Origin of the sequence: Rhodococcus sp. AB351 (genome assembly GCF_049538275.1) — a bacterium.
Taxonomy (GTDB): Bacteria; Actinomycetota; Actinomycetes; order Mycobacteriales; family Mycobacteriaceae; genus Rhodococcus.
Window position 1 is genome coordinate 448,676 of the sequence record NZ_JBMVFW010000001.1, and the last position, 23,001, is coordinate 471,676.

Annotated in this window: 23 protein-coding genes; 16 read left to right on the forward strand and 7 right to left on the reverse strand. The window is 66.2% G+C overall.

Annotation, left to right across the window (positions count from 1 at the left end; all coding sequences use genetic code 11):
• Window positions 1-5: 5 nt before the first annotated feature.
• Window positions 6-419: an STAS domain-containing protein gene (locus ACPCXD_RS02255; protein ID WP_145690882.1), complete on the reverse strand. Its 414-nt coding sequence runs from the start codon at window positions 417-419 to the stop codon at window positions 6-8.
• Between the two features lie 292 nt (window positions 420-711).
• On the opposite strand from ACPCXD_RS02255, the gene ACPCXD_RS02260 reads away from it, so the two are divergent.
• Window positions 712-1,938 (forward strand): DICT sensory domain-containing protein, encoded by a 1,227-nt coding sequence (locus ACPCXD_RS02260; RefSeq protein WP_160877357.1) that lies wholly within the window; start codon window positions 712-714, stop codon window positions 1,936-1,938.
• Between the two features lie 16 nt (window positions 1,939-1,954).
• Here the strand turns inward: ACPCXD_RS02260 and ACPCXD_RS02265 are convergent, their stop codons facing one another.
• The 3 genes from ACPCXD_RS02265 to ACPCXD_RS02275 form a co-directional block, all read right to left on the reverse strand.
• Window positions 1,955-3,016 (reverse strand): DICT sensory domain-containing protein, encoded by a 1,062-nt coding sequence (locus ACPCXD_RS02265; RefSeq protein ID WP_423658831.1) that lies wholly within the window; start codon window positions 3,014-3,016, stop codon window positions 1,955-1,957.
• Window positions 3,017-3,177: 161 nt separating this feature from the next.
• Entirely contained in the window at window positions 3,178-3,954 is a 777-nt protein-coding gene (locus tag ACPCXD_RS02270; RefSeq protein WP_106201177.1) for a CoA-transferase subunit beta, read from the reverse strand.
• The gene (locus ACPCXD_RS02275; protein ID WP_106201178.1) at window positions 3,951-4,871 is read right to left on the reverse strand and encodes a CoA transferase subunit A; all 921 of its coding nucleotides are present in this window, start codon (window positions 4,869-4,871) and stop codon (window positions 3,951-3,953) included. The genes ACPCXD_RS02270 and ACPCXD_RS02275 overlap by 4 nt, the downstream gene beginning before the upstream one ends.
• A gap of 111 nt (window positions 4,872-4,982) precedes the next feature.
• On the opposite strand from ACPCXD_RS02275, the gene ACPCXD_RS02280 reads away from it, so the two are divergent.
• The 5 genes from ACPCXD_RS02280 to ACPCXD_RS02300 all read left to right on the forward strand — a co-directional run bounded on the left by ACPCXD_RS02280 (window position 4,983) and on the right by ACPCXD_RS02300 (window position 9,707).
• A complete protein-coding gene (locus tag ACPCXD_RS02280) occupies window positions 4,983-5,885 on the forward strand; it encodes a LysR family transcriptional regulator (protein ID WP_277370368.1) in 903 nt (300 codons plus the stop codon).
• A 209-nt stretch (window positions 5,886-6,094) separates the two neighbouring features.
• Window positions 6,095-6,799: a FadR/GntR family transcriptional regulator gene (locus ACPCXD_RS02285; protein ID WP_423658833.1), complete on the forward strand. Its 705-nt coding sequence runs from the start codon at window positions 6,095-6,097 to the stop codon at window positions 6,797-6,799.
• A 203-nt stretch (window positions 6,800-7,002) separates the two neighbouring features.
• A complete protein-coding gene (locus ACPCXD_RS02290) occupies window positions 7,003-8,292 on the forward strand; it encodes a type 2 periplasmic-binding domain-containing protein (RefSeq protein ID WP_423658187.1) in 1,290 nt (429 codons plus the stop codon).
• 19 nt (window positions 8,293-8,311) lie between these two features.
• Window positions 8,312-9,508: a cytochrome P450 gene (locus ACPCXD_RS02295; protein WP_106201182.1), complete on the forward strand. Its 1,197-nt coding sequence runs from the start codon at window positions 8,312-8,314 to the stop codon at window positions 9,506-9,508.
• The gene (locus ACPCXD_RS02300; RefSeq protein WP_016931702.1) at window positions 9,501-9,707 is read left to right on the forward strand and encodes a ferredoxin; all 207 of its coding nucleotides are present in this window, start codon (window positions 9,501-9,503) and stop codon (window positions 9,705-9,707) included. The genes ACPCXD_RS02295 and ACPCXD_RS02300 overlap by 8 nt, the downstream gene beginning before the upstream one ends.
• 1 nt (window position 9,708) lies before the next feature.
• On the opposite strand, the gene ACPCXD_RS02305 is transcribed toward ACPCXD_RS02300, so the two are convergent.
• Entirely contained in the window at window positions 9,709-10,173 is a 465-nt protein-coding gene (locus ACPCXD_RS02305; RefSeq protein ID WP_423658190.1) for a nuclear transport factor 2 family protein, read from the reverse strand.
• 125 nt (window positions 10,174-10,298) lie between these two features.
• Here ACPCXD_RS02305 and ACPCXD_RS02310 point away from each other — a divergent pair, with 125 nt between their 5' ends.
• Genes ACPCXD_RS02310 through dctP form a run of 6 tightly spaced genes read left to right on the forward strand, consistent with a single transcriptional unit; the run spans window position 10,299 to window position 15,946 of the window.
• Complete coding sequence (locus ACPCXD_RS02310) at window positions 10,299-11,150, forward strand: SDR family NAD(P)-dependent oxidoreductase (RefSeq protein ID WP_277370366.1); 852 nt, start codon at window positions 10,299-10,301, stop codon at window positions 11,148-11,150.
• A gap of 50 nt (window positions 11,151-11,200) precedes the next feature.
• Complete coding sequence (locus tag ACPCXD_RS02315) at window positions 11,201-11,998, forward strand: SDR family NAD(P)-dependent oxidoreductase (RefSeq protein ID WP_277370365.1); 798 nt, start codon at window positions 11,201-11,203, stop codon at window positions 11,996-11,998.
• Window positions 11,995-13,143 (forward strand): thiolase family protein, encoded by a 1,149-nt coding sequence (locus ACPCXD_RS02320; RefSeq protein WP_145964781.1) that lies wholly within the window; start codon window positions 11,995-11,997, stop codon window positions 13,141-13,143. The genes ACPCXD_RS02315 and ACPCXD_RS02320 overlap by 4 nt, the downstream gene beginning before the upstream one ends.
• Before the next feature lie 4 nt (window positions 13,144-13,147).
• Complete coding sequence (locus tag ACPCXD_RS02325; protein ID WP_145964780.1) at window positions 13,148-13,609, forward strand: Zn-ribbon domain-containing OB-fold protein; 462 nt, start codon at window positions 13,148-13,150, stop codon at window positions 13,607-13,609.
• Window positions 13,606-14,643 carry an LLM class flavin-dependent oxidoreductase gene (locus ACPCXD_RS02330; RefSeq protein WP_423658193.1) on the forward strand — a complete coding sequence of 346 codons (1,038 nt, stop codon included), beginning with the start codon at window positions 13,606-13,608 and terminating at the stop codon, window positions 14,641-14,643. The genes ACPCXD_RS02325 and ACPCXD_RS02330 overlap by 4 nt, the downstream gene beginning before the upstream one ends.
• A gap of 34 nt (window positions 14,644-14,677) precedes the next feature.
• Window positions 14,678-15,946: a TRAP transporter substrate-binding protein DctP gene (gene dctP / locus ACPCXD_RS02335; protein ID WP_277370363.1), complete on the forward strand. Its 1,269-nt coding sequence runs from the start codon at window positions 14,678-14,680 to the stop codon at window positions 15,944-15,946.
• A 73-nt stretch (window positions 15,947-16,019) separates the two neighbouring features.
• Here dctP and ACPCXD_RS02340 read toward each other — a convergent pair whose 3' ends face one another.
• Both ACPCXD_RS02340 and ACPCXD_RS02345 read right to left on the reverse strand, forming a co-directional pair.
• Window positions 16,020-16,937, reverse strand: coding sequence for an enoyl-CoA hydratase (locus ACPCXD_RS02340; protein ID WP_016933052.1), 918 nt, complete (start codon window positions 16,935-16,937; stop codon window positions 16,020-16,022).
• A 21-nt stretch (window positions 16,938-16,958) separates the two neighbouring features.
• Window positions 16,959-18,029, reverse strand: a complete 1,071-nt coding sequence (locus ACPCXD_RS02345; protein ID WP_423658196.1) for a phosphotransferase family protein — start codon at window positions 18,027-18,029, stop codon at window positions 16,959-16,961.
• A gap of 282 nt (window positions 18,030-18,311) precedes the next feature.
• On the opposite strand from ACPCXD_RS02345, the gene ACPCXD_RS02350 reads away from it, so the two are divergent.
• Genes ACPCXD_RS02350 through ACPCXD_RS02365 form a run of 4 tightly spaced genes read left to right on the forward strand, consistent with a single transcriptional unit; the run spans window position 18,312 to window position 22,997 of the window.
• Window positions 18,312-19,805, forward strand: coding sequence for a class I adenylate-forming enzyme family protein (locus tag ACPCXD_RS02350; RefSeq protein WP_106201188.1), 1,494 nt, complete (start codon window positions 18,312-18,314; stop codon window positions 19,803-19,805).
• Between the two features lie 12 nt (window positions 19,806-19,817).
• Window positions 19,818-20,906, forward strand: coding sequence for an NADP-dependent oxidoreductase (locus ACPCXD_RS02355; RefSeq protein WP_423658199.1), 1,089 nt, complete (start codon window positions 19,818-19,820; stop codon window positions 20,904-20,906).
• Window positions 20,903-21,667 carry an SDR family NAD(P)-dependent oxidoreductase gene (locus ACPCXD_RS02360; RefSeq protein WP_423658201.1) on the forward strand — a complete coding sequence of 255 codons (765 nt, stop codon included), beginning with the start codon at window positions 20,903-20,905 and terminating at the stop codon, window positions 21,665-21,667. Before ACPCXD_RS02355 ends, ACPCXD_RS02360 begins: the two co-directional genes overlap by 4 nt.
• Window positions 21,668-21,704: 37 nt before the next feature.
• On the forward strand, window positions 21,705-22,997 hold the full coding sequence (locus ACPCXD_RS02365; RefSeq protein ID WP_423658203.1) for an acyl-CoA dehydrogenase family protein: 1,293 nt from the start codon (window positions 21,705-21,707) through the stop codon (window positions 22,995-22,997).
• Window positions 22,998-23,001 lie beyond the last annotated feature (4 nt).

Genomic DNA, 23,001 nt, shown 5'->3' on the forward strand with positions numbered 1-23,001 from the left:
CGTCGTCAGGCGGCGGACGAGCTCCCGGCCGTGTCGCACTCGGTGACGTCGAGATCGGGAGCGAGGATGTCGAGCAGCATGCGCACCTGGCGCGTGGGTGCGACGACATGGAAACGGCCGGGCCGGATGTGAACGGCATCGGCAAGCATCGAGGCGACCTCGGAGTACATGAAGGTCACCTCGGACAGGTCGACGACGACGTGGTCGCCCGAGTGTGCGAGGTCGCCGAGAGTGGATGCGAACTCCGCTCGGGCGGTCATGTCGAGATCACCCTTCACCCGCAGGACACTGCAGCGACGGGAGGGGGAGTGGACGTCGAGACGGTAGCGCGGCGCTCGGGCGACGGTCGCTGCACCGACTCGTGAGAGTGCGCCGGTGTGGGTGACGATCCTGCGGGTGGTGCTCGTACGTGTGCTCATTGCGGTCTCCTGTCGGCGTGGATTCGTGCCGTCCGGTGCGGGCTGGATCACGAACAGATGGTCGGCCTGCTGGGTCGTGGTGAGAACGTCGGGGTCGCGGTGAGAACTCGCCTCGGGCTTGCACAGAGCCTGTCCGACGGAGGTCGCTTCCCGACGACCTGTCCCATAACGGAACGATAACGAAACATTACGTTTCTATAACGTAGGCGTTCTGAGCTGCGGAAATATCCTATGTTCCCGGCTCCGTCGGCCCGAGCGGACGATCGGTGGCCGGAGATGGGATGCTGGATCCATGAGCGCTGTTCCTGCCGACGCTGCCGCCGACGCGGAGGCCGCGTTCGGCGGCCTCGTCGTGGAGACGGAGCTTGCCCCGATCCACCGGCTCGACAGCGGTGCGTTGTCCGCCGTCGAACTGCAACTGCGTGGTCCGGAAGGATCATCGTTGCACGACGCCACTGCGCTGAGTGAGGCCGCTCGGGCCATGCACCAGAAGTCGGAGCTGGACCGTATCAAGTGGCGCAGGGCCGGCCTGCATGCCGGGTCGGCGGTCCCGCACCTGGTGACCGTCGATCTCGATTCCCTCGACGAACTCGGCGCGCTCGACGAGCGCCGGAACCCGACGACGGTCGCTCTCATCACCGAGCAGGCACTGATCGCCAGTCCCGCCAAGACGCTGCGCACCATCGCGGCGGCGCGCACCGCCGGCATGCTCGTCGCGGTGGACGGTGTGGGAGCGCGTGCCCAGGCCCTCGCGCTGCTGCCGCTCGTCGAACCGGATGTGATCATCACGGCGCCGGCTCTGATCGCCCGTGCGGCCGACGCCTCGACAGCGAGGATCGCGCACGCCGTCGCCGCGTACATCGAATCCAGCAGCGCGGTCGTCATCGCGCAGGGCGTCGATTCGGAACTGCATCGCCGCCGCGCCCTGGGGCTGGCCGCCGAATACGGGATGGGCGCGCTGTATCCGACGGTGGCTGCGAGCGGAGATGCCGCGCAATCGGATTCGGACGTCGAGCCTATGTCGCTGCGTCCGCGACCTGCCGTTCCGGACGATCCCGAACTCACCCCCTTCGCCCTGGCGTCCGAAGGGCGCAGGCGCACGCGCAGTTTCAAGCGGCTTCTGGTGTCGATGAGCAAGCTGCTCGAGACCAATGCGGTGGGAGCCGGACCGGAGACGATCGTGCTCGGCACCTTCCAGCGCGCCGAGCACTTCACGCCGACTTCACGGGCACGATGGGCGCAGCTCGCCGAGCAGGTCGCGTACACCGGGGTCTACGGCGTCGGAATCGATCCCTACGTCGACTCCGCGGTGCACCACGCGCCGTTGGACCCGGACGATCCGATGGTCGACGAATGGAACGTCGTCGTCCTCGGCCCGCACTTCGCGTGCGTGCTCGCCGCGCTCGACATGCACACCGACGCAGCGGATCTCGACCGCGAATTCCACTACGTGCTGTCCTACGACCGCGGCACCGTCATCCGGTGCGCCCACAGCATCCTGGCGCGTTTCGAAGGGTGACCCGCGGGGGAGCGGCTCAGGACGACGGCGGGATCTCCAGGGATACCGATCGGGGACGGGACAGGGTCGCGCGCGCCGCACGGGCGACGGCCTCCCGGTCGTAGGAGACGACGTACTCGAATTCCCGCTCACCGCCGGCAGTTCGACGGTGCAGGTCGAGCGCCGAGAGTGCGCACGCGAACGACTCTCCCAGGAGGATGACGTTCCACTCCTCGACGAGTGGATCGTGCGGTTCGATCGGGACGAGGTCCGGGCCCGAGTCGCTCGTGCCGAAACCGACCGCGAAGACCGCCACGTGCGCGAGGGTGTCGGACATCGACATCCATCGCCTGCGCGCAGCTCCGGTGAAGTGGTCGTGGTGTTGGAAGGTGCCGAGGGCCACCGTGTCGGGTCCTGCCTCCCCGGCCCGCGCCTCGAGATCGGCGCTCATGGAGACCAGCAGCCCCTTGCCGCTCCGCACGCGTTCCCGCCCCGCCGACAGGATGCGGAAGGGCGTGGCGGTCGCGTCGTCGAGCGGTGCGCTCCAGGGGGGTTGCCGGAACAGCTCACCGCGCGGCGACGAAGGATCGGCCTCACCCTGTAGCGCTGCACCGCAACCGAAATCGATACCGTGGGCGAGGGCTGCCCGGCGATGCAGGTCGGAGTCGATACCCTCGGCGAGAACGACGGAGTTCGTGCGCTCGCAGTGGGCCCGCAAGGACAGCAGGGTCGTGGCGGCTTGTAGGTCCGATGCGACGAGCGCCTCGGCCGGTACGACGACCACCTCGGGCTCCACCAGGGCAAGGACGACCGTGGCGCGGGACGTCGATTCCGCGATGCGGACCGCCACGGCGAATCCGCGCTCGCGCACAGCGGCGATCCCGCGCAGGACCGTCGGAGGGTCGGCGAACACCTCGTGCTCGTCGACCAGCGCGACGGCAGCGCGACCGGCCGCACTCTCTGCGGTGCCGTGTGCGAGGCCGGACAACGGCATCAGGACGGGGACGTCTCGACCCGCGCCGGAATCAGCCGCGGTCAAGGGCATCACGGTCGCGACGACCGTGCCGTCCACGAGGTCGTGGATCGCGCTCGCGTGCATCACGTGCCGCCTTCCCGCATCACGGCGGTCCGTCCGCCGAGCATCACACGGACGCGCACAGGGACCGCCGAGAGCAGGATCCGGTGCGTCGTCCGCTGCGGACATCCTGCCAGCCGCCGCGTCGGTGACATCGACGGCCTTCGGCGGGCTCGTCCGGGCGATCACCGCAGATACAGGCGGACCTTGTCGATCTCGTTGCGCAGCAGGTCGATCTCCTCGGCGGTGGGATCCTCGGTCAGTGTCAGCTCGTCGGAGACCTTCAGATCCCAGCCGGTCGCGGCGCGGACCTGGTCGACGGTGACACCGCGGTGGATGCTGGTCAGCTCGAGTTCGTCGAAGGGATCGTGCCGAGACAGCACGCCGAGGCTGGTGAACACCTTCGTCACCCCGCGCCCGCGCGGCATGATGCCCACGCCCGCCTCGCGGGCGCGCACCGGACTCGGGGTCGTGCAGAAGTCCAGTTCGGCGGGGAAGGCGCTCGGATCGTGGCGCCGCATGATCACGAACACCTCGCCGGCGTTGGGCATGATCTCGACGGCTCCGCCGCCGCCGGGCAGGCGCACGGTGGGCTTGTCCCAATCACCGATGATGCTGGTGTTGAGGCTGCCGTAGCGATCGATCTGCGCCGCACCGAGGAAGCCGACGTCGACGTTGCCGCCCTGCAGCACGTACCCGAACAGCGACGCCATGGACACGACGGATTCGGCGCCGGAGACCACGACGGAATCGGCGATGCCCTCGGCCATCGCCTCGGGATGCGCACCGCAGACGCCGGATTCGTAGATCAACTCGACGTCGGGGTTCGAGGTGCGGGCGGCGAGGTCGACGGCGAGGGTGGGCAGACCGACCCCGGCGAAGACCCGGGCCTTGCCGGCCAGTTCCCGCGCGGCGACGGACACGATCAGTTCGGTGGTGGAGAAGGTTTCGGCGGTGGTCACTTTCGGCTCCCGTAGTCGACGGTCCCGGAGGGGCGCGGGGCGACCTCGAGGTCGGCCCAGTAGTCCTCGCCCAGTTTCTCGAGGTATTCGGCGTGGTCGCTGGTGGTGAGGACCCATTCCTTCAGCCAGGTGCGCAGTTGCTGGGGGTCCTTGCTGATCGCGGTCCAGCGGCGGTAGAACGCGCAGTCACGGTCGTAGTAGCCCTGCGCGTAGGAGGGGTGCGCTCCGCGCGGGCACAGCACCACCGCGTCCACCGCGTGCGAGGGGACGAGGGTGCGGCTGGGGTCGGAGCGGATCACGTCGTCGTCGACGATCTCCTCGACCACCACGATGGCCTTCTTCGCGGCGTAGACCGCTTCCTGCTGGACGCCGGCGATGCCCCAGATCTGGACGTTGCCCGAGCGGTCGGCGCGCTGGGCGTGGATGATCGTCACGTCGGGGTTCAGCGGAGGCACGACGTAGACGCTGCCGCCGCCGAAGGGATCGTCGACGAGGCGGATGTTCGGGTTGATCTTCGGCAGGTCACTGCCGGCGTACGAGCGCAGCGGGAAGAAGGGCAGCCCGGCCGCGCCGGCCTGGTAGCGGCAGACCATGCCGTAGTGGCTGTACTCCTCGACCTCGAGTGCGACGGGGTCGTGGTTCTCGATGCGCCGGCGGATCTCGTAGAGTCCTCCTGCGGAACCGCTGGCGAAGAACGACGCGACGAGCTTCGACACGCAGTCGGCGGCGATGAGCTGGTCGGACACGATGTCGGGGGTCATCCGGCACAAGGTCAGGTCGCGCCTGCCCTGACGAATGATCTCGTGCGCGGCAGCGAAGGGGATCAGGTGCGAAAAGCCTTCGAGCGCAACGGTCATCCCGTCTTCGATGTAGGTCGCGACGGCCTCGCGCATGGTGATGATCTTGTCTGCTGGCATACGAAAATCTCCCGACGACGTGAGTGTGTTTCGACTCTGTCACGGGCGTCGAAGAGCGTCCAGTGCAAAATTGTGATCGGATTATTGCGGATTCTGAAATAATCGGGAGCCGTGGACCTCCCTCAGATCAGCGCCTTCCTCGTCTGCGCCGAGGAATTGCACTTCGGCCGGGCGGCGCAGCGGCTGCACCTCACCCAGCCCTCCCTCAGTCGCACGATTCGCCGGCTGGAGAAGAATCTGGGGGCGGAGCTGTTCGAACGGAGCACTCGGCGGGTGCGTTTGACCGAAGCCGGACGCGCCCTTGTCGAGCCTGCTCGCGCGATCCTCGAGGCGGTGCGGATGGCCGAGATGGCCGTCACGGCGGCAGGTCGCGGCCGAACGGGGAGAGTGCGGATCGGTTTCGCGGCATCGTCGTCGCATCATCTGGTCGGACGATGGGCCCAACTCGTCCGGCGGACTCACCCCGGGATCGAATTCGTCCTCATCAGTTCGGCCTATGCCGGTGACGTGGTCGACGGCCTACTCGAACGAACGCTGGATATCGGTCTCGTTCGGTTGCTCTTCTCGCCTCCCGGGATAGCGTCCCGGGTGGTTGCTCGCGAAGACTTGGTGGTAGGGCTGTCGCGCCGTCACCGACTGGCCGAGAAGCGGACCGTTCGGATGGAGGAGCTGGCGGGGGAGTCGTGGGTGATGTTCCCGGCGGATCGCGGTTCGATGCTTCGTGAACTGCTGCTCCGGACGGCGGACGAGTCCGGCTTCTCGCCGAGGATCGTGCAGAGCGCGCCGGATTCGCTGTCGCTGGTCGCTCTCGTCTCCGCCGAGGTCGGCTGCACGCTGACCGTCTCGTCGGTGGCCGAACACGTGGTCAACGACGACGTCGTCTTCGTTCCGCTCGACGGCTGCCGGCCGATCGACGTGCGCCTGGTGTGGCGATCGGACGACGCCAGTGCTGCGCTGACGGAAGTTCTCCGCTTGTCGGAGGAGGCATTGCCCTCCTTCGGACCGCGACCGTGATCGGCCGTCTCCGACGGTCCCGGTCGGGCTCCGACGGAGCTCGGGGTGAGGGGCGGAAGGTCTCGGGGAAGCAAATCCTTGGGAACCCGGGTTTGTTGGTGTAAAGATTGTCATAGATTATCGGGGATGATGAAGCCCGGGGACCCGGGGAGTCCGACGGGTGGAGGTGTTCTATGGGCCGGGTGGGGCTGCGACCGCAGAAGACGGCGATGTTGGTGGCACAGCGGATCGTCCAGGACATCGATCGCAGAGGGAACAAGGTGGGCGATCGCCTGCCTCCTGAACGCGTCATGCTCGACGAGTACGACGTGGGGCGGGGGACGCTCCGTGAATCGCTACGGTTCCTGGAACTTCAGGGCGTGATCGCCCTCAAGCCGGGTCCGGGCGGCGGGCCGATCGTTCAGCAGCCCGACAGTGAGGGGCTGGCGACGTCGATCACGCTGTTGTTGCAGTTCGAGAACGCGCCCTTTCGCACGATCGTCGAGGCGCGGACCGCGCTCGAACCGATGATGGCGCGGCTGGCTGCGGAACGGATCAACGACGAGCAGTTGGCCACGCTGAAGTACTCGGTGGACCACATGCGGGAGAATCTCGACGACTCCGAGATCTTCCTCGAGATGAGCCGGGTCTTCCACGACACCGTGGCAAAGGGGTCGGGTAACGCGTTGTTCGGTTATCTCATCCACGCGCTGCTCGACATGCTCGATGGAACAGCGATGGGAATGGAGTACTCCGAGCGTCATCGAAAGGCGACTCTCGATATCCACGAGAAGATCTACAACGCGGTCGCCGACCGTGATCCCGAAGCTGCGCTGACCGCGATGGAAGAGCATATTGCGGGCATCTGGCGATATGAGCAGAAGCACTATCCTGAGGCTCTCGAAACACCGATCGCATGGGGCAATCAGGGCTGACATCGCCGGATACGACTCCTGCGTGGACGGCGGGGCAACCGAAAGGTTGCCCCGCCGTTATTGTTTCGCTGTTTCGAAATCCGGGCGATTCTGCAGGTCTTCGACCCGCTGTTGACAATGGATCCAATGATGCGCATCATATTGGTGATCTGCATCACGAACACTGGGCAGTTGTCATCAGCCCCACGAATGGAGAGCGGTGCATGGCCATTTCACGCACGACCCGATTGAAGTCTCTCGGCGGTACGACTGCGGCACTCACCCTCGTTGCGACCCTCGTTGCAGGATGCGCCGACTCGGGCGCTTCCGGAACCGGCACGGGAAGCAGTGACGGGGTGGACTACGGCGCCACCGAAGAGGACTACATCGCAGCCTTCGAGGATGTCGAGCCGATCCGCTTGTTCACCCAGTCACCCGCTCCCAAGGGATCGGCGACCGGAGTGCCCGTCGAGAAGTACCTCGACACGATCACCGAATGGTCGGGCGGCAAGATCACCTTCGACGTCGCGTACTCGAATGCCGTTGCGCCGCCGGCAGAGATCGACAACGCTCTCATGGACGGACGTCTCGATCTCGCCCACATCATTCCGCAATACGAACCGTCGGAGTACCCGGCGACCACCGCCCTGATCGACTCGAGCTTCGCTTCCCTGCAGACTCCCCTGCAGGGTGCGCTCCAATCCAATGCCTGGGCGAACCAGGTCGCATTCGACACACCCGAGTTGCTGTCGGAGTACTCCGACAAAGGCATGAAGCTTCTTCTGCCCATGTACAACTCCGGTGCAAACGGTCTCTTCTGTGCTACCGAGCGACGAGATCTCGCCGCCACGCGGGGCGCCCAGGTGACCGCGTCCGGACTGTCCATCAACGCCGAGGTCGCCGCACTCGGCGCCACGCCGGTCTCGATCGCCTACACCGAGCTGTTCGAAGCCCTCGAACGCGGCATCGCCGATTGCTCGGTCACCTCGTTCACCGTCGGGATGCTCGGTGGCTTCCTCGGTCAGACCCCATATGCCGTGATCGACCCGGAAGTGGGTCTTGCGGTCGGCTGGGGTGGAATCGCAATGAGCGAGCAGGCATGGGATTCGCTTCCCCTTGTTGCGCAGCAACTGATGTGGGACAGCCTCACCGTCTACCTCGAATCCAACATCGAGGACAAGATCCTGCCCAACACCGTCGACGGGATGAACGCGCTCCTCGAGTCCGGAGGCAACGTCTTCCCGTACGAGGAGGACGCGCGTGAAGCCCTCCGCACCGAGAACCGGCGACTGCTCGACGCCCAGCGCAGCAACGGAGCCTTCGAGGACGGAGACGCGTTCGTCGGCCGGATCGAATCCTCCACGGCCGACTGGGCCGCCACAGTCGACGAGCTCGGCTACGAACGCACCACCTACGAAGAGTTCGCTCGGACCTACGAGCCCGGGGCGATCGATCTCGCAGATTACAGCGCGAAGGTCTACGAGGAGATCTTCCTTCCCCACCGCCCGTCCTGACCCGACAGGAGTTCGACAGATGACGCACGCCGAGGGCTGCCCTGTCAGCCACACCGATTACACGCAGGAATCGGAGATCTACGGCCACTACACCCTGCTCGACGACGAAAGGGAAGCTGCCAGGTTCCATTTCAACGACACCACCGAGCGCGGATTCTGGATGCTCACCCGGTACGACGACGTCCTCGCCGGCTTTCAGAACCACACGAACTGGACCACCGCCGTGCGGACCGCACTGTTCCCCGGAAGCACGATCCGGCTGCTCCCGCAGGACCTCAACGGTGAAGAGCACCAGAAGTTCCGCCGCATCATCAACCCGTTCTTCGCGCCCGCCGCCGTGCGACGGATGGAAGAGCTGGCACACTCGCGGTGCGTCGAGTTGCTCGAAGAACTCCGTCCCAAGGGACGCTGCAACTTCGTCGCGGAATTCGCCATCCGCTACCCCACCGACCTGTTTCTGGTCCTGATGGGACTCCCGGTCGAGGACGGTGACTTCTTCCTGCCGTGGACCGAGGAGATGTTCAACTGCATGCTCCAGGGCGACCTGGAGGGCGCGGAGGCACCCAAGAAGAAGATCCTCGACTACTTCACCCGCGCCATCGAGGAAAGACGCGCCAACCCCCTGGATCCGGCCGAGGACATGGTGACTCGGCTCGTGCAGGCCGAACTCGACGGCGAACCGCTCTCGCACGACACGATTCTGACCACCTGTCTGTCGATCATGCTCGCCGGACTCGACACCACGCGCTCGGCGCTCGGATACATCTTCACCCACCTCGCCCAGCACGACGAGGACCGCCGCCTGCTCGTCGAGGAACCGGAATTCACCCGCGACGCGGTCGAGGAGTTCATCCGGATGTACCCGCTGGTGATCCAGGCCGGCCGGGAGGTGCAGGAGAGCTGCGAGTTCGAAGGGCTCGAGATGGCCGCAAAGGACGTCGTCTGGCTCGGAATCGGTTCGGCCAACAGGGATCCGCGTAAGTACGACGAGCCGGACAAGTTCGTGCTGGGACGCCCCGGGCTGAACCAGCATCTGGCCTTCGGTGCCGGTCCGCACCGATGCCTGGGAATGCACCTGGCCCGGCTCGAACTGGCCGTCGTCCTCGAGGAATGGCACAAGCTGATTCCGGACTACCGGATCAAGGAGGGCGCGACTCTCGTCGAGCGCGGTTCCCAGTTGACCCTGAAAGAACTCGAGTTGGAATGGGATGTCTGAGATGACGATGTCGATCACCAGGGACAAGTGCATGGGGCACGGCCGTTGTTACTCGGTGGCACCCGATCTGTTGTCCGACGACGAGGAGGGTTTCGTAGCCCAGGCCGGTCAGGAGTTCGAGGTCGACGGTGAACTGATCGGTCAGGCCGAGGCGGCGGTGGGCGCCTGCCCGGAGCAGGCGATCCACTTCGCGCGCTAGGTCAGATAGGCCATCCCTGTTCGAGATCGGTTCCCATGTGCAGGTCGATGGTGAGCGACTCGAACAGGGCATCGGCGTTCGTCGCCCGGATCTCGGCTGCGTAGGTGCCCCAGCCGATGCCCGAACTCCGGTCCGTTCTCGAGGTGTACCCGAAATAGCACTCGAGGACGACCAGGCCGGACTCGCCGGTGGTGACACGCGGCTGACAGATGAAATGCCGTTTCTCGGACGGGTCGATCGAGCGGGCGTTCCGGAAGAAGCCGGTGATCTCGTCGCGACCGCGGTACGTCCCGCGGCTCGTTCTCAGTTCACCGCCCGAAGCAAACAGGGAAGCAAGTGATTCCGGTACGGGTGCATCGAGCAGCGCTGCGTATCGGTGCATCAGGCCGGACGCTTCCCGCTCTGCCTCCAAGGTCGCCACACGTGTAGCGAGATCATATATGAGAGAGTGTAATTCGGTCTCCATTGCGAGCCTTTCCGATCAGGTTTCGGGGGTAGGGCGACTATAGGTGATGTCGGCGGCATCGAACGAGATTGTCGAAAGAGATTGCAGCGTAATTATTTTCGATCGGGATTCGGGGAAGGTGCGTCGTGGATCGGTTCGAAGGGAAAGTCGCTGTCGTCACCGGCGGAGCCAGCGGTATAGGCGAAGCGGTGGTGCGGCAGTTGCACGCGGAGGGCGCCTCGGTCGTCGTCGCCGACATACAGCGGACTCCGGGTGACGCGCTCGTCGCCGAACTCGGTGAGCGTGCACGTTTCGCCCGCACGGACGTAACGGTCGAGGCGGATGTCGCCGGTGCGATCGATCTCGCCGTCGAGGCATTCGGCCGACTCGACGTGATGTTCAACAACGCCGGTGTGATGGGCACTCTCGGCCCCATCGACCGGACCCCGATGGGCGAAGCGGACCTCACCCTCGCGGTGAACCTGCGCGGCGTCCTGTGCGGATTCAAACACGCCGCCCGCGTGATGAAGCCCCAGAGATCCGGAGTCGTCATCTCCACTTCCAGCCCCGCGGGTGTCCTCGGTGGCGTGGGACCCCACGTATACAGCGCCGCCAAGGCGGCGGTGGTGGGGCTGTCGAACTCGGTGGCGGCCGAACTGCGACCCTTCGGGATCCGGGTCAACACCGTGATCCCCGGGGCCGTGATCTCACCCATGACGGCCGCCGTGGTCGGTGGCAGTGCGAACGATCTCACCGGCGCGGCTGCCGCGCTCGGCGAGTCCGCGCCGATGGGGCGGGTGATCTCCCCGGAGGACGTCGCGGCAGGCGTGCTCTTCCTGGCGAGCGACGACGCCGCATTCGTCACCGGAGCCACCTTCCCCGTCGACGCGGGCATGACCGGGATCCACGGACGTTCCCCCTACACCAGCGGGCGCTACGAGGAACCGACAACTCTTCTCGAAGCCGGACGCGCAGGAAGCACACCCACACGTGCGTGATCGCACGCATCGACACGATCGAACGAACGAACGAACGAGGAGTACATCTGATGTTGACGGGTAAGAGGACGCTGGTCACCGGTTCCGCACAGGGAATGGGGCGCGACATCGCCCTCGAGTTCGCGCGCCGTGGCGCGGAATTCGTCGGTGTGGCGGACGTCAACGCCGACGGTGCGGCGGAGGTGGCCGCCGAGATCGAGGCGATGGGTGTCGCTTCGCGTGCCATCCCGGTCGACCTGTCGGACGGCGCCGCCGTCGGTGGAATGATCGAGACGGCGGTGGCGGCAGCAGGCGGACTCGACACGCTGGTGAACAACGCCGGCGTCATGGAGAACGCCTTCACGGACAACACCTCGTTCGAGGAACTGCCGGAGGACGTGTGGGACAAGGTTTATGCGATCAACGTGAAATCGGTCTGGCTGGCCACGAAGGTGGCAGCACCGCACCTGCGGGCCTCGACACGCGGCCCATCGGTGATCAACGCCGCGTCCGTCGCCGGCATGGTCGGCTACGTCAGCACTGCCTACCCGTCGAGCAAGGCCGCGGTCATCCAGCTCACACGGACCTCGGCGATCGCGCTGTCGCCGGAGGTGCGGGTCAACGCCTTCGCACCGGGATCGATCGAGACCCCGATGAGCCGCGCCTACCTCGACGCCGCCGAGGACGACGAGATGCGACAGGCACGGCAGCGCGCGATGGTCGGCGCGCACCTCATTCCGCGGTTCGGCACGGGCGACGAGATCGCGAAGGTCGCCGCCTTCCTGGCGTCGGATGATTCGTCGTTCCTGACCGGCATCGTCGTGCCCGTGGACGGTGGTACCACGGCGTGGCGTGGACTGCGGTCATGACGACCGCGCTCACCGCCGCGGCGATAACAGGTATCGGCGAATCGCAGTTCGGTCGGTCAGTGGACCGTCCGCTCGCCCGTCTCGTGCTCGACGCGTGCCGCGCCGCACTCGACGACGCCGGGCTCACTGCATCCGAGATCGACGGCGTGGTTGCCGCGGGCGCCTATCCGGGCCCGGACGAGGTGTCCGTCGCCCTGGGTATCGACCGCACGTACACGGCGTCCCCGGGCATCCCGGCCGGTGCCGGACCCCTCGCGGCCGTCGAGACCGCACGCGCGGCCGTCGAGTCCGGCCGAGCGTCCACCGTGCTGGTGTATTACGGCTATGCCGGGTCGAAACCCGGAGGGCCGTACGGCTTCCACGCCCAGGATCCGGTCAAGGCGAGCCTGGAGATGCCGTTCGGCTGGTACGGGCAACCGGTCTACTTCGCGGCCTGGGCCCAGCGCTACTGCCATACGTACGGGCTCGACACCGACGAACTCGGCTCGATCGCCGTCTCCAACCGGATGTGGGCGACGATGACACCCGGTGCGCAGCGTCCGAAGCCTCTTACCGAGGCGGACTACCTGTCCTCACCGATGATCGCGTCGCCGCTGCGCGCGGCCGATTGCTGCCTGATCTCCGACGGGGCGGGCGCCGTCGTGGTCACCACCGTGGAACGCGCGCGGGATCTCGCCCGGATACCGGTGGTCGTGGCGGGCTCGTCGACCGTCGCGGTCGGGCCGTCCATGACGTCCTACTTCACGCAGGCCGAGGACATGTGCTCGTTCGGATCCGCGGTGTCGGGACCACGTGCCTTCGCCGAGGCGGGACTGACCCCGGCGGACGTCGACGTCGCGGAGATCTACGACTGTTTCTCGATCTCCCAGGCGATCCAGGTGGAGGACCTCGGGTTGTGCGGCCGCGGCGAGGCATTGTCCTTCCACCGGGACGGGCATACCCGCCCCGGCGGTTCCCTGCCGGTCAACACTCACGGCGGGCACCTCGCCTACGCGTACGTACCCGGGATCGTGCACGTCGTCGAGGGCGTTCGTCAGCTTCGCCGCGAACGCGGGGCAGCGCAGGTCCAGAACGCGTCGACGGCGGTGGTCGCGGCCCTCGCAGGTGGCGAACACACGACGTTGATCCTGACCGAGGACCGGTGATCACGTGACCGAAACAGTGGACATGGTGGGTGTGCCCAACTTCCCTCCTCCGCAAGATGTTCCGCAGCTGCAGCCGTTCTGGTCCGCTCTGGGGCGAGACGAACTCGTCTTCCCGCGTTGCCGCGAGTGCGGGCGGTGGCACTGGTACCCGGGTCCCGGTTGCCGGTGCGGTCACGACGAGGACTTCGTATGGCAACCGGTGCGAGCAGAGGGCGTGATCTTCTCCTTCACGCGGGTCGAGCGCGCATTCCTGCCGAAGGGGTCCGATCCGCCCTACATCGTGGTGCTCGTCGAGTTCGACGATGCGCCGGGTGTGCGTCTGGTCACGAACCTCGTCGGTGACGGAGCCGCTGCCCCGTCGATCGGTGATCGTGTGATCCTCTCGCCGACCGTCTTCGACACCCACGTCCTCCCGACGTTCACGATCGCACCGGGCCAGAACTCACGAGAAGGTGTACGACGATGAGACTTTCACTGCGTTACGACATGCGCGCCCCGTCGATCGGTGCCGCGCCTGTGGAGCTCTACCGGGCAGCGGTCGAACAGGTGGGATGGGCCGACGCGCTCGGCTTCGAAACCGCCTACATCGCCGAGCATCACGGCGCCGAGGACGGCTACTGCGCGTCGCCGATGATTCTCGGTGCCGCGATGCTCGGCCGCACCGAGCGGATCCACGTGCACTTCTCGGCGCTCGTCGCCGTGCTGCACCACCCGCTGCGACTCGCGGAGGATCTTGCGACACTCGACCTGATCGGTGGAGGTGGACGGGTCGAGATGACGATGGGTATCGGATACCGTCCGGACGAATTCGAGATGTTCGGTGTGCCGATGAAGAAGCGCGTCCGGATCCTCGAAGAGATCGTCGAGGTGCTGGACAAGGCATGGACCGGGGAACCGTTCGAGTTCCGCGGCACGACCGTGCGGGTGCGGCCCACCCCCGTGGGACCGAACCGTCCGCCGATCTACATCGGCGGGTCGGCGGACGCCTCCGCCGCGCGGGCGGCCAGCCTCGGCGACAACTACATGCCGGCCGGTTCCGAGAAGGAACGGCTGTACGAGTTGTACGAGGCGGAGCGCACGCGCCTGGGGCTGCCGATCCCGCCGCGCCCCGCCCCGGCCGGGCCTTTGTTCCTGCACGTGACGGACGATCCCGATCGCGACTGGGAACTGCTCGCACCGCACCTGATGTACACGACGAACATGAATGCGCAGTGGGCGAAGGAACGCGGAACGGGTACTACCGGGTACACCTTCGTCGAGAACATTGCGGAGCTGAAGAAGCAACCGCAGTTCGTCGTTCTCACCCCGGAGCAGTGCGTCGAATATGCGCGGGAGCGCGGAAACGACACGGAACTGATGTTCCAGCCGCTGATGGGCGGGATGCCTCCCGAGATCGGCTGGCGCTGCCTGGAACTGTTCGAGTCGCGGGTGCTGCCCGAACTCGAGAACCTGGGACTGCGGGAGCCGTCCGGGTCCCGAAAGATCCCGGCGTCGGCATGACTGCCGGCCGGAGAAGAGAACGAGGTGTAACCCTATGAGAACTCGATCCGTCGTGGGTGCGGTCGCCGGACTCACGATATGTGCAACGGTCCTGTCGGCGTGCGCGGAATCCACTTCTGCGGGTACCGGTGACCGGAGCGGCGGTGCGGGTGTCGAGTACGGGGCGAGCATCGAGGAATACCGGTCCGCGTTCGAGGACGTCGAGCCGATCGTGATCCACACCCAATCGCCCGCCGCCAAGAACGCATCGGGTGGCCTGCACATCGAGAACTACGCGAACGCCGTGTCCGAATGGTCCGGCGGCAAGATCACGTTCGACATCGTGTACTCGAACGGCATTGCCTCACCCACCGAGGCCGACGACGCCGTCCTCGACGGCCGGCTCGATCTCGCGCAGGTGATGGGGGCATACGAACCGCAGGAGTATCCGGCCACTTTCGCCCTGAACAACGCCAGTGTCCTGTCGGACAACAGCGTGATCGTGGGAACGCTGTCGTCCAATGCATGGCCGGTCGACGTGGCCTTCTCGACCCCGGAGATCATGGACGAGTACGACGATCACGGACTGAAACTTCTGCTCCCGTCGTTCAACTCGGGGTCGATCGCGTTGATCTGCAACCAGGACCGCAACGAACTCGGGGAGCTGAAAGGTCAGTCCATCGCGTCCGGTTCGGCGACTCTCGGAACCCAGGTCACCGCGCTCGGCGGAAACCCGGTCTCGATCGGATACACCGAGTACTACGAGAGCCTGCAGCGCGGGGTGGCTGCGTGTGCTGCGACCACGCTGACCGCAGGCATGATTGCGGGGATCATGGAGGTTGCCCCGCACGTCGTGATCGATCCCGAGGCGGGATTCGCCAATACCGCAGGCGCGCTCGCGATGAACGCCGATGTCTGGAACGATCTTCCGCTGGTCGCTCAACAGCTGCTGTGGGATCGGCTCGACGTGTTCGTCGAGGGAAGCCTGAACAAGATCTGGGACGGCACAGTGGACGCATCCGCGACGATCGCGCAGTTCGGCGGTTCCGCGCAGACCTTCGCGGACGATGCTCGCGAAGCACTGAAGGCGAAGAACGAGTCGATCGTCGCGAACCTGGCGACGACCGCACCGGGCGGTGAGGAGTTCGTCGAGCGGGTGCGTGAGAGTGCCGCGGCGTGGCGCACCACCGTGGCCGATCTCGGATACGAGAACACCGTCGACTACGGCGGTTTCGCAGAGTGGTACAGCCCCGAGGCACTCGACGTGACCGCCTTCGTCGATGCGCTGTTCGACGAGGTGATGGTCGCACATCGGCCTTCGTGACGGATCTCGCGGATCGTAGCGAAACGGGCCCGGAAGCAGGTTGCTTCCGGGCCCGTTCGCCGTACTCGCCGGATCAGGGGGTGTAGGGGTCGGCCCTGGTGATGGGGGGAGCGGTCTTCCAGTCGGGTAGTCCCAGCTCGGGCGTGCCGACCACGGCCTTGCCACCGGAGAGATGGGTCCACTGCGCATGGTTGAGCTGGTGGATCGTGAAGCACGCGTCGAGTGCGTTGCTGAAACCCATCGCGTCCTGGCTCTGGTTGACCGATTCCTTGACGAGCATCGCCGCCATCGTCGGTACCCGTGCGATGCGGCGCGCGAACTCGAGGGTCTTCTCCGTGAGATCGTCCGCCGGGAAGATCTTGCTCACCATGCCGAGCGCGCGGGCGTCCTCAGCGTCGAGACTGTCTCCGGTCAGAAGCAGTTCTTTCGCCTTCCTGGGGCCGAATTCCCAGGGATGACCGAAGTATTCGACGCCGCACATGCCGAGCCGGGTGGCGACGACGTCTGCGAACTGGGTGCCTTCGGCGGCCACGATGAGGTCGCACGCCCAGGTGAGCATGAGCGCTGCGGAGAAGACGTTGCCGTGCACCTCGGCGATGGTGATCTTCCGGAGATCGCGCCAGCGACGGGTGTTCTCGTAGAAGTAGTGCCACTCCTGGTGGAAGCGGGATTCGACGGCGTCCTTGGTGCCGCCGGTGCACGCGTAGGACCAATGCTGGTCGGGGCCGGGGTTCCGCTCGGCCAGGTAGTCGGGGCTCCCGAGGTCGTGCCCGGAGGAGAAGACCGGGCCGTTGCCGGCCAGGATCACCACGCGCACGTCGTCGTCCGCCTCGGCTCGCAGGAAGGCCGCAGTGAGTTCGACGAGCAGGCCCCGGTTCTGGGCGTTGCGGTACTTCACGCGGTCGAGCACGATGCGGGCGATGGTGCCTTCGTCGTGGGTTTCGTAACGAAGGTACTTGTACTCGGTGACGGAACGGGGGTCGGTGGTCACGAAGATTCCTTCCGGAAGATGTCAGACGACGTGAGACGAACGGGAGGTCGGAGCAATGCAGGTAGTGGCGACCAGTCGCAGCGCTTGGTCGAGCAGGGCCTGGGAGACCGCGTGGAAACGCGCTCCGAGCGCTTCGTCGGTCTTTCCGGCACAGGCGCGCGCGTGGGTGCCTTCGAGGATGATCGCGAGCCGGTAGCAGGCGAGAACCTGGTACCAGTCGAAGTTGCTCATGTCGCGACCGCTCGCTTGTCCGTACCGGGCGACGAGTTCGTCGCGGGAGGGCAGTCCGTCGAGTTGCTGCGCGAGTCCCTTCGTGCGGGACTCGTTCGGGTCGGGCCAGGTCGCGAGCAGGTGGCCGAGGTCGAGGAGGGGGTCGCCGACGGTGGCGAGTTCCCAGTCGACGATCGCCGCGACCGCAGGTGACTCGCGCTCGAACATCACGTTGCCGAAGTGGAAGTCACCGTGGATGATTCCCTTGCTCCAGGTGGCGGGCCGGTGCTCGTCGAGCCATCGGCCGATCTCGTCGACACCGTCGAGTTCGGGACCGGGCCAGCCGTCGAGTTCGTGGTAGGAGTCCAGTTGCTTACGCCAACGGCCCACCTGTCGTTCGATCCATCCGTCGGCGCGGTCGAACTGTTGTTGCCCGAGGACGGTGGGGTCGATGCTCCCGAGGGCTGCCGCGGCGTCGGCGAGGGCGAGTCCCATGGCGTGCTGCATCTGCGGTGACGATGCGTGTGGTTCCGGAACCTCGGTGGTCGCGGTGAATCCGGAGACCGCTTCCATGACGAAGAAGCAGAAGCCCATCGTTTCGGTGTCGTCGCAGGACGCGACGAGTCGGGGATGGGGCACGGTGCTGCCTGCGAGGGCGGTGAGGATGCATGCCTCCCGCCGCATCGTCTCGTCGCTGTTGGCGCGTTTGTGCAGCGGGGGCCGCCGGAACACGTAGTCGTGTCCGTTCCGCGTGAAGCGGACCAGGATGTTCTGGGTTCCGCCGGTGAGGCCTACGACGTCGGTGATCGGCCCGGTGCCGACACCTCGGTCGTCCAGCCAGGACATCAGGGCTGCGACGTCCACGTGGGCGCGGTCGCTCATCGGTGCCACCTCGTGTTTCGTGTCGAGTTCCGGACCTCGGGCCAGGAACGGGTTGTACAGGCGAGTGACCGGGGACACTCGATGGGCACTCTACACATCCATACCAACCATTGTCATGATTAGCTTCACATTAGGGCTCATGATTGTTAGAGTTCACCTCACGACGCCCGGCCGGCTCGACAGCGCACCGGCGGGAAGCTCTCGAACTTCCGAAGCGCGGCCGTTCACGCGCCGGTAGAGCAGCGTCGTGGACAAGCCGGTCGCTCTCATCCAGGTGGTGCAATGGGTATCGAAATGGTTCTCGACATGGCGACCTCGGTCGTACCGGACCGAGTGGCGGTGGGTCCCCTCGAATCGGGGCTGACCTATCGGCAGCTCGACGAACTGACCTCCGGAGGTGCCGAGTTCGTTCGCAAACACGGCGCCGCCCACCTGGTCTTCGTCGGTGTCAACAGCCCCGTCCTGCCTGTGCTCACGTTCGCAGCGGCGAAGGCGGGCATCCCTATCGCGCCTCTGAACTACCGGCTCACCGCAGGCCAGTTGAACGACCTCGTCGCACAGCTCGATCGGCCGCTGATCGTCGCCGACCCCGCTTACCGGGACGCACTGCGCGGAGCGGCCGACGTCGTGCTCACCGGCGACGAGTTCCTCGAAGCCGCCCGCGCCGCCGGCGCCGGCAGCCCCGAACCGTCCTCCGACGACGGAACTGCGGTGGTGTTGTTCACCTCGGGGACGACCTCCGCGCCCAAGGGAGTGCTGCTCCGGCACCACCACCTCACCTCATATCTGTTCAACACCGTCGAATTCGGTTCCGCCGGTGAGGAACAGGCGACTCTGGTCAGCACCCCGCCGTATCACATCGCGGGCATGGGTGCCGTCCTGAGCAACATCTACGCGGGACGCCGGATGGTGTACCTGCCGGACTTCACGCCCCAGGGCTGGCTCGATCTCGTGCGCACCGAGGGCATCACGAGCGCGATGGTCGTGCCCACGATGCTCGCTCGCGTCGTCGACCACCTGGGCGGTGAACCCGCCCGTACCCCGACCCTCGCTTCCCTCGCCTACGGTGGGGCACGGATCTCGCAACCCGTGCTCGAGCGCGCACTCGCCGCCTTCCCCGAGACCGGGTTCGTCAACGCCTACGGCTTGACCGAGACCAGTTCCACCATCGCCGTTCTCGGACCCGACGATCATCGCGAGGCGCTGTCCGACGAGTCCATCAGGGACCGGCTGTCGTCGGTGGGACGCATCGTGCCCGGCATGGAGGCCCAGATCCGCGCGGAAGACGACATCACCGTCCTCGCCGACGGCGAGACCGGACTGCTGTGGGTGCGGGGGGCGCAGGTCAGTGGCGAGTACATGGGGAAGGGGTCGGTGCTCGACGAGGCCGGCTGGTTCCCCACCCGTGACCGCGCCCGCATCGAGGACGGTTTCCTCTACATCGGAGGACGTGCCGACGACACCATCATCCGCGGCGGTGAGAACATCGCACCCGCCGAGATCGAGGACGTGCTCGTCCGGCACGACGACGTGCGCGAGGTCGCCGTCGTCGGTGTACCGGACGACGAATGGGGAGAACGGATCTGCGCCGTGATCGTTCCCGTCGGCGACGATCACGCGCAACCCGAGCAGGTGCGGGCCTGGTGCCGTGAGCGTCTGCGGGGTTCGCGTACCCCCGACGACGTGGTCTTCGTCGACGAACTGCCCAAGACGCCCACCGGAAAGCTGGTTCGCCGGGATCTGATCACGCAGATCACCGCAGCCGGCCCGGTCTGAATCGAGACCCGCGTGTCGTCCGAACTCACCCGCCAGTGGGTCCTTCGCTCTCGTCCGAAAGGTCGGCCGAGCGCGGAGGACGTCGAACTGGTCGAAGCCACGCTGCCTCCGATCACGCGCGGATCCGTGCTGGTGGAGAACCTCATCATGTCCGTCGAGCCGTACATGCGCGGCAGGATCGGTGGTGAGGCCACCTATGCCGAGCCGTACCCGCTCGACGAACCGATGCTCGCTCCCACGGTCGGTCGGGTCGTCGAATCCACCGATCCCGCGATGCCGGAGGGGGCCCTCGTGCTGCACGAACACGGATGGCGCAGCCACGCCGTGGTGCCGGCCGAGCAGTGCCGCATCCTCCGGGACGACGGTCTCGGTCCCGCCGACCATCTCGGTCCGATGGGGATACCCGGGATGACCGCCTGGATCGGATGCGAACGCATCGCCCGGATCGAGACCGGGGACGTCGTGTTCGTCTCCTCGGCCGCCGGAGCCGTCGGATCCGTCGTCGTGCAGATCGCGAAACTGCGCGGTGCCACCGTGATCGCCAGTGTGGGCAGCCCCGAGAAGGCGGACGCGGTACGCGCACTCGGTGCCGATGCCGCCTTCGACTACCACGACGGCCCGGTGAAGGACCTGCTGCGGACGGCGATGGAAGAGGTCGGCGCGTCGGCGTTGAACGTCTACTACGACAACGTGGGCGGCGAACACCTCGAGGCCACGATCCGTGTGATCGACGATCATGCGCGCATCGTGCTGTGCGGCATGATCAGCATCTACAACTCGGCCACACCACAACCGGGACCGCGCAACCTCATCAAGCTCGTCTGGAGACGCGCCCGGATGGAAGGCTTCCTTCTCCGGGACCACCTCGACGCGCGCGACGCCTTCGAGGAACAGATGTCCGGATGGCTGCGATCCGGAGCGATCCGGCCCGTACACACCGAGTTCCCGGGCGGGATCGACGGCGCATGGGACGCCTTCCTCGGGATGCTCGACGGCCGGGCGACCGGGAAGGCCGTCGTACCGCTCGTCGCCACCACCGATCCCGGTGCCACACGTGAAGCGGGCGGGAACGGACTGCCCGAGAAGGAGAGGACACGATGACCGATCGCACACTTCCGTTGGAAGGCAAGGTCGCCCTCGTCACCGGCGGGAGCCGGGGGCTGGGTCGCGAGATGGTGCTCGCATTCGCCGCGGCGGGGGCCGACACCGTCATCGTCAGCCGCAAGATCGACAGTTGCGAGAAGCTCGCCGCCGAGGTCCGCGAGACCACGGGGCGCAGGGCGCTGCCGGTGGCCTGCCACGTCGGCGACTGGGATGCCCAGGAGACACTCGTCGAATGGGTCTACGCCGAATTCGGTCGGATCGACATCCTGATCAACAACGCAGGCATGTCGCCGCTGTACGACTCGCTCGAGTCGGTCACGGAAGCGTTGTTCGACAAGGTCTTCGACGTCAACCTCAAGGGTGCGTTCCGTTTGACGACGCTCGTGGCACCGCGCATGGCCGAGGCCGGGGGCGGTTCGATCGTCAACATCAGTTCCATCGCCTCGGAGCGGCCTACCCCAGGCGACCTGCCCTACGCCGCCGCGAAGGCCGGCTTGAACGTCATCACCAAGGGTTTCGCGCAGGAGTACGGCCCGGCGGTGCGGGTCAACGCGATCATGGCAGGCCCGTTCCTCACCGACATCAGCAAGTCCTGGGACATGGACGTCGTCACGGAACGTTTCAAAGCTCTTCCGCTCGAACGAGCAGGCAACCCTGACGAGATCGTCGGTGCCGCGCTCTACCTGGCGGGACCCGGTTCGACCTTCACCACCGGCGCGATCATTCCGGTCGACGGCGGCCGCACCGCGATGCGCTGACCGCTCGCGTCGAACAATTTTCGAGAAAGGAACCCACATGAGCTGGGGATTCGAAACCGACCCCGAGTATCAGAAGGTGCTCGACTGGGCCGAGGAGTTCGTGACCGACGAGGTCGAACCCGTCGACAAGGTCATCACCCATGCCTGGGATCTACAGGACCCCGTGCGGCAGAAGCTGATTCCACCATTGCAGGACAAGGTCCGCGAGAAGGGCCTGTGGGCGACCCACCTCGGACCCGAGCTCGGTGGTCAGGGATTCGGGCAGTTGAAGCTGGCGCTGCTCAACGAAATCGTCGGTCGCACGCACTCCGGACCGATCGTCTTCGGTGCCCAGGCACCGGATTCGGGCAACACCGAGATCCTTGCGCACTACGGCACCCCCGAGCTCAAGGAACGCTACCTGAAGCCGCTCATCGAGAACGAGATCGTCTCGTGCTACGCGATGACCGAACCGCAGGGCGGCTCGAACCCGGTGGAGTTCGAAACCCGCGCAGTTCTCGATGGTGACCAATGGGTCATAAACGGAGAGAAGTGGTTCGGCAGCAACGCGCGGTTCGCGTCGTTCTACATCATCATGGCCGTGACCGACCCGGACGCCGCACCTCATCGTCGCCTGTCGCAGTTCATCGTTCCGGCCGATACACCGGGCCTCGAGATCGTCCGCAACACGGGCGTGTGGGGTCACGACTACGAGGTCGGCACCCACGCCTACACCCGGTGGACGGACGTGCGAATCCCCAAGGACCACATCCTCGGAGAGGTCGGTCAGGGGTTCGAGGTGGCGCAGACGCGTCTGGGCGGTGGCCGTATCCACCACGCGATGCGCACCGTCGGCCTGGTGCAGGCGTCGCTGGACATGATGCTCGAGCGTGCGGTCTCCCGCACCACGCGGGGCAAGCGTCTCGGCGACCAGCAGATGGTCCAGGAGATGATCGCGGATTCGTGGCTGCAGATCGAGCAGTTCCGCCTGCTCGTGTTGCGGACCGCGTGGCGTATCGATCGGTACAAGGACTATCGCAAGGTCATCAAGGACATCGCCGCGGTCAAGGCCGCGATGCCGAAGGTGTTGCTGGACGTCACCTCCCGCGCGGTGCAGCTGCACGGCTCCCTCGGTGTGTCCAAGGAGCTGCCCCTCGGCAAGTGGCTGTTCGAGAGCTACCACATGGGGCTGGCCGACGGCGCAACGGAAATTCACAAGGTGGGTCTGGCCCGTCAGCTGTTGCGCGACGCCGAACCCCACGACGGTCTGTTCCCGAGCTACCACCTTCCAGGACTGGAGGACCTCGCGCGCCGCAAGTTCGCTGCTCAGCTGGCGGGTCTCGAAGACTGACGTG

Bases quoted from the DNA above. Each gene is read 5' to 3' on its own strand.
- ACPCXD_RS02290 (WP_423658187.1), top strand. From the start codon at position 7,003: ATGGCCATTTCACGCACGACCCGATTGAAGTCTCTCGGCGGTACGACT.
- ACPCXD_RS02315 (WP_277370365.1), top strand. From the start codon at position 11,201: ATGTTGACGGGTAAGAGGACGCTGGTCACCGGTTCCGCACAGGGAATG.
- ACPCXD_RS02330 (WP_423658193.1), top strand. From the start codon at position 13,606: ATGAGACTTTCACTGCGTTACGACATGCGCGCCCCGTCGATCGGTGCC.
- dctP (WP_277370363.1), top strand. From the start codon at position 14,678: ATGAGAACTCGATCCGTCGTGGGTGCGGTCGCCGGACTCACGATATGT.
- ACPCXD_RS02300 (WP_016931702.1), top strand. From the start codon at position 9,501: ATGTCTGAGATGACGATGTCGATCACCAGGGACAAGTGCATGGGGCAC.
- ACPCXD_RS02365 (WP_423658203.1), top strand. From the start codon at position 21,705: ATGAGCTGGGGATTCGAAACCGACCCCGAGTATCAGAAGGTGCTCGAC.
- ACPCXD_RS02255 (WP_145690882.1), bottom strand. From the start codon at position 419: ATGAGCACACGTACGAGCACCACCCGCAGGATCGTCACCCACACCGGC.
- ACPCXD_RS02275 (WP_106201178.1), bottom strand. From the start codon at position 4,871: ATGCCAGCAGACAAGATCATCACCATGCGCGAGGCCGTCGCGACCTAC.
- ACPCXD_RS02260 (WP_160877357.1), top strand. From the start codon at position 712: ATGAGCGCTGTTCCTGCCGACGCTGCCGCCGACGCGGAGGCCGCGTTC.
- ACPCXD_RS02320 (WP_145964781.1), top strand. From the start codon at position 11,995: ATGACGACCGCGCTCACCGCCGCGGCGATAACAGGTATCGGCGAATCG.
- ACPCXD_RS02350 (WP_106201188.1), top strand. From the start codon at position 18,312: ATGGGTATCGAAATGGTTCTCGACATGGCGACCTCGGTCGTACCGGAC.
- ACPCXD_RS02345 (WP_423658196.1), bottom strand. From the start codon at position 18,029: ATGAGCGACCGCGCCCACGTGGACGTCGCAGCCCTGATGTCCTGGCTG.
- ACPCXD_RS02305 (WP_423658190.1), bottom strand. From the start codon at position 10,173: ATGGAGACCGAATTACACTCTCTCATATATGATCTCGCTACACGTGTG.
- ACPCXD_RS02265 (WP_423658831.1), bottom strand. From the start codon at position 3,016: ATGCACGCGAGCGCGATCCACGACCTCGTGGACGGCACGGTCGTCGCG.
- ACPCXD_RS02285 (WP_423658833.1), top strand. From the start codon at position 6,095: ATGTTGGTGGCACAGCGGATCGTCCAGGACATCGATCGCAGAGGGAAC.
- ACPCXD_RS02295 (WP_106201182.1), top strand. From the start codon at position 8,312: ATGACGCACGCCGAGGGCTGCCCTGTCAGCCACACCGATTACACGCAG.
- ACPCXD_RS02360 (WP_423658201.1), top strand. From the start codon at position 20,903: ATGACCGATCGCACACTTCCGTTGGAAGGCAAGGTCGCCCTCGTCACC.